This is a genomic window from Paracoccus sigandri, assembly GCF_003709565.1.
Taxonomy (GTDB): Bacteria; Pseudomonadota; Alphaproteobacteria; order Rhodobacterales; family Rhodobacteraceae; genus Paracoccus; species Paracoccus siganidrum.
Window position 1 is genome coordinate 1 of sequence record NZ_QNRC01000075.1, and the last position, 3,932, is coordinate 3,932.

The 3,932-nt window shown below is 70.4% G+C and carries 3 protein-coding genes; all 3 read left to right on the top strand.

The genetic code is table 11. The annotated features are described in order from the left end of the window. Nucleotides 1-4 precede the first annotated feature (4 nt). On the top strand, nucleotides 5-1,786 hold the full coding sequence (gene xsc, locus C9E82_RS23525) for a sulfoacetaldehyde acetyltransferase (RefSeq protein ID WP_119897077.1): 1,782 nt from the start codon (nucleotides 5-7) through the stop codon (nucleotides 1,784-1,786). A 96-nt stretch (nucleotides 1,787-1,882) separates the two neighbouring features. Next, the gene (locus tag C9E82_RS23530) at nucleotides 1,883-2,926 is read left to right on the top strand and encodes a YeiH family protein (RefSeq protein ID WP_122449409.1); all 1,044 of its coding nucleotides are present in this window, start codon (nucleotides 1,883-1,885) and stop codon (nucleotides 2,924-2,926) included. A gap of 25 nt (nucleotides 2,927-2,951) precedes the next feature. Then, on the top strand, nucleotides 2,952-3,932 hold a 981-nt coding region (locus C9E82_RS23535), incomplete at its 3' end, for a phosphate acetyltransferase (RefSeq protein ID WP_122449410.1).

A 3,932-nucleotide genomic window follows, 5' to 3' on the forward strand; every position in this document is an offset into this window, starting at 1 on the left:
GCCGATGAAAATGACCACTGAGGAAGCCTTTGTGAAGGTTTTGCAGCAGCACGGGATCGAGCATGCCTTTGGGATCATCGGATCTGCGATGATGCCTGTAAGCGATCTTTTTCCGAAGGCGGGGATCACCTTCTGGGACTGCGCGCACGAGACGAATGCCGGTCTGATGGCGGACGGGTTCACGCGGGCGACGGGCAAGATGTCGATGGCGATCGCGCAGAACGGGCCCGGCGTGACCGGCTTCGTGACGCCGATCAAGACCGCCTACTGGAACCACACGCCGCTTCTGCTGGTCACGCCGCAGGCGGCGAACCGGACCATCGGCCAGGGCGGCTTCCAGGAGATGGAGCAGATGCGGCTGTTCGCCGATTGCGTCTGCTACCAGGAAGAGGTCCGCGACGCGAGCCGCATCCCCGAGGTCTTGAACCGGGTGATCATGCAGGCCTGGCGCAACTCGGCCCCGGCGCAGATCAACATCCCGCGCGATTTCTGGACCCAGGTGATCGACGTGGAGCTGCCGCAGGTGGTGGCCTTCGAGCGGCCCTCGGGCGGCGAGCAGGCGGTGGCCGAGGCGGCGCGGCTGCTCAGCGAGGCAAAATTCCCGGTGATCCTGTCGGGCGCCGGGGTGGTGCTGTCGGGGGCGATCCCGGACCTGGTGAAGCTGGCCGAGCGGCTGGATGCGCCGGTCTGCAGCAATTACCAGCACAATGACAGCTTCCCCGGCAGCCACCCGCTGGCCATGGGGCCGCTGGGATATAACGGCTCGAAGGCGGGGATGGAGATCATCCGGAAGGCCGATGTGGTGCTGGCGCTGGGGACGCGGCTCAACCCGTTCTCGACCCTGCCGGGCTACGGGATCGACTACTGGCCGAAGGAGGCGAAGATCATCCAGGTCGACATCAATGCCGACCGGATCGGGCTGACCAAGAAGGTCACGGTGGGCATCCAGGGCGACGCGGCCAAGGTGGCGCGGGGGATCCTGGCGCAGCTGGCGCCTGCCGCGGGCGATGCCGGGCGCAAGGAGCGGCGCGAGCTGGTGGCGCAGACCCGGTCGCGTTGGGCGCAGGAACTGTCCAGCCTGGACCACGAGGAGGACGATCCCGGCACGGTCTGGAACCAGGAGGCGCGGGCCCGCGACGCCGGGCTGATGAGCCCGCGCCAGGCCTGGCGGGCGATCATGCAGGCGGTGCCGGAAAATGCCATCGTCAGCAGCGACATCGGCAACAACTGCGCGATCGGCAATGCCTATCCGACCTTCGAGGCGGGCCGGAAATACCTGGCGCCGGGGCTGTTCGGCCCCTGCGGCTACGGCTTCCCGGCGATCCTGGGCGCCAAGATCGGCTGCCCCGACATGCCGGTGATCGGCTTTGCCGGGGACGGCGCCTTCGGCATCTCGATGAACGAGATGACCGCCTGCGGGCGCGACGACTGGCCGGCGATCACCATGGTGATCTTCCGCAACTACCAATGGGGGGCGGAAAAGCGCAACACGACGCTGTGGTATGCCGACAACTTCGTCGGCACCGAACTGGACCGCGACACCTCTTACGCGAAGATCGCCGAGGCCTGCGGCGCCCGCGGCGTGCAGGTCCGTAGCCAGGAAGAGCTGACCGCGGCGCTGCACGAGGCCATCGAGCGGCAGATGAAGCAGCGCGAGACCACCTTCATCGAGGTGCTTCTGAACCAGGAGCTGGGCGAGCCCTTCCGCCGCGACGCGATGAAGAAGCCGGTGGCGGTGGCGGGCATCGACCCGGCCGACATGCGCCCGCAGCAGGGCGCGCTGTAGGCGCCTGATCCGCCACGCGCGGAGTTGACAGACCCGGCGCGGCGCCTGGCCGCGCCGGGACCCCTTCCTGCACCCCTCTCTTCCGGGCCGGTGACCATGACGATGATGACCCTGATCCCCTCGCGGCGCGTGCTGAACGACGCCTTTCCCGGCCTGGCCGTCTCGGTCCTGGTGGCGGTGACGGCGCAGTTCCTGTCCGAGCATTACGGCGCGCCGGCGATGCTGCTGGCGCTGCTTCTGGGGCTGGCGCTGAACTTTTTGGCCGAGCCGGGTAGCCGCACCGCGCCGGGGATCGAGTTCACCGCGCGCAGCGTGCTGCGGCTGGGGGTGGCGCTTCTGGGGGCGCGGATCTCGGTCGAGCTGCTGGCGGAACTGGGCGGCCCGGCGATCGCGCTGATGGTGGCCGGGGTGGTGCTGACCATCCTGTTCGCGCTGGCGGCCAGCCGCCTGGTCGGGCGGGGCTGGCGCTTCGCGCTGCTGACCGGGGGATCGGTGGCGATCTGCGGCGCCTCGGCGGCGATGGCCATCGCGGCGGTGCTGCCCCGGCACCGGAAATCCGAACGCGACCTGGTCTTCACGGTGCTGTCGGTGACGGTGCTGTCGACGGTGGCGATGGTGCTGTATCCGATGCTGGCCGATGCCTTCGGCTTCACCGCCCGCGATTCCGGGGTGTTCCTGGGCGGCACGATCCACGACGTGGCGCAGGTGGTCGGCGCGGGCTTTTCCATCAGCGAGGAATCGGGCGAGACCGCGACGCTGGTCAAGCTGATCCGGGTGTCGATGCTGGCGCCGGTGGTGCTGTGCTTCTCGCTGGCGATCCGGGCGCGGGGGCTGACCGGCGAGGCGGGCGAGGGCGGGGGCGAAGGCGGGGGCGGCAAGGCGCCGCCGCTGCTGCCGGGCTTCGTCATCGGTTTCCTGGCGCTGGCGGGGCTGAACTCCTTCGGGCTGATCCCGGCGCCGGTCGCCGATCTTGCCGCCGGGCTGTCGCGTTGGGCGCTCCTGGTCTCGATCGCGGCGGTGGGGATCAAGACCTCGCTGGGAAAGATGCTGGAGGTCGGCGGCGGGGCCATCGCGCTCATCGTGGCCGAGACGGTGTTCCTGGGGGTCTTCGTCGTCGCCGGGCTGCATCTGCTGGGCTGAGAGCAATCATGGAAAGGGGCGCGCGATGAAGCCGCTGGAGCGTATCTTCGAGACCGCAAGGCAACTGAACCGTCACATCATCCTGCCCGAGGGCGGGGATCCGCGGGTGGCCGAGGCGGCGCGGCAGCTGGCCGGGACCGGCCTTGCCCGCGTCACGCTGATGGGCGGGCCCGACCTGCCCGGCATCGGCCGGATCGATCCGCAGGACGCGCCCGACCTGCCGGACCTGGCCGATCACTGGCACCGGATGCGCGCCGCCAAGGGCATGACCGCCGAGCGCGCGCTGGACGAGATGCGCGACCCGATCCGGCAGGCGGCGATGCGGGTGCGGCTGGGCCAGGCCGACGGCACGGTGGGCGGCGCGGTGGCGACCACCGCCGAGACGGTGCGCGCCGCCCTGCAGGTGATCGGCCGGGCGCCGGATGCGGGCATCGTCAGCAGCTTCTTCCTGATGCTGTCCTGCGGGCCGGCGGCGCCGATCAGGGGCGGGATGATCTTCGCCGATTGCGGGCTGGTGATCGCGCCCGACGCGCGCGAGCTGGCGGCCATCGCGCTCTCGGCGGCGGCCAGCTGCCGGCGGATCCTGGCCGAGACGCCGCGCCTCGCGCTGCTCAGCTTCTCGACCGCCGGCTCGGCCGAGCATCCCAGCCTGGCGCGCACCCGCGAGGCGCTGGCGCTGATCCGCGCCGCCGCGCCCGACCTGGAGGTCGAGGGCGAGATCCAGTTCGACGCCGCCCTGGACGAGGCGATCCGCGCCCGCAAGGCCCCCGGCAGCCGGCTGACCGGTCGCCCCAACGTCTTCGTCTTCCCGGACCTCGCCTCGGGCAATATCGGCTACAAGATCGCCGAACGGCTCGGCGGTCTGACCGCCATCGGCCCGATCCTGCAGGGCCTGGCCCGGCCCGCCAACGACCTGTCCCGCGGCTGCTCGACCGAGGACATCGTCGCCGCGGCAGCCATCACCGCGCTCCAGGCAAGAACAGCAGAGGAAAACGAGACGGTTGCG

Bases quoted from the DNA above. Each gene is read 5' to 3' on its own strand.
- xsc (WP_119897077.1), top strand. From the start codon at position 5: ATGAAAATGACCACTGAGGAAGCCTTTGTGAAGGTTTTGCAGCAGCAC.
- C9E82_RS23530 (WP_122449409.1), top strand. From the start codon at position 1,883: ATGACGATGATGACCCTGATCCCCTCGCGGCGCGTGCTGAACGACGCC.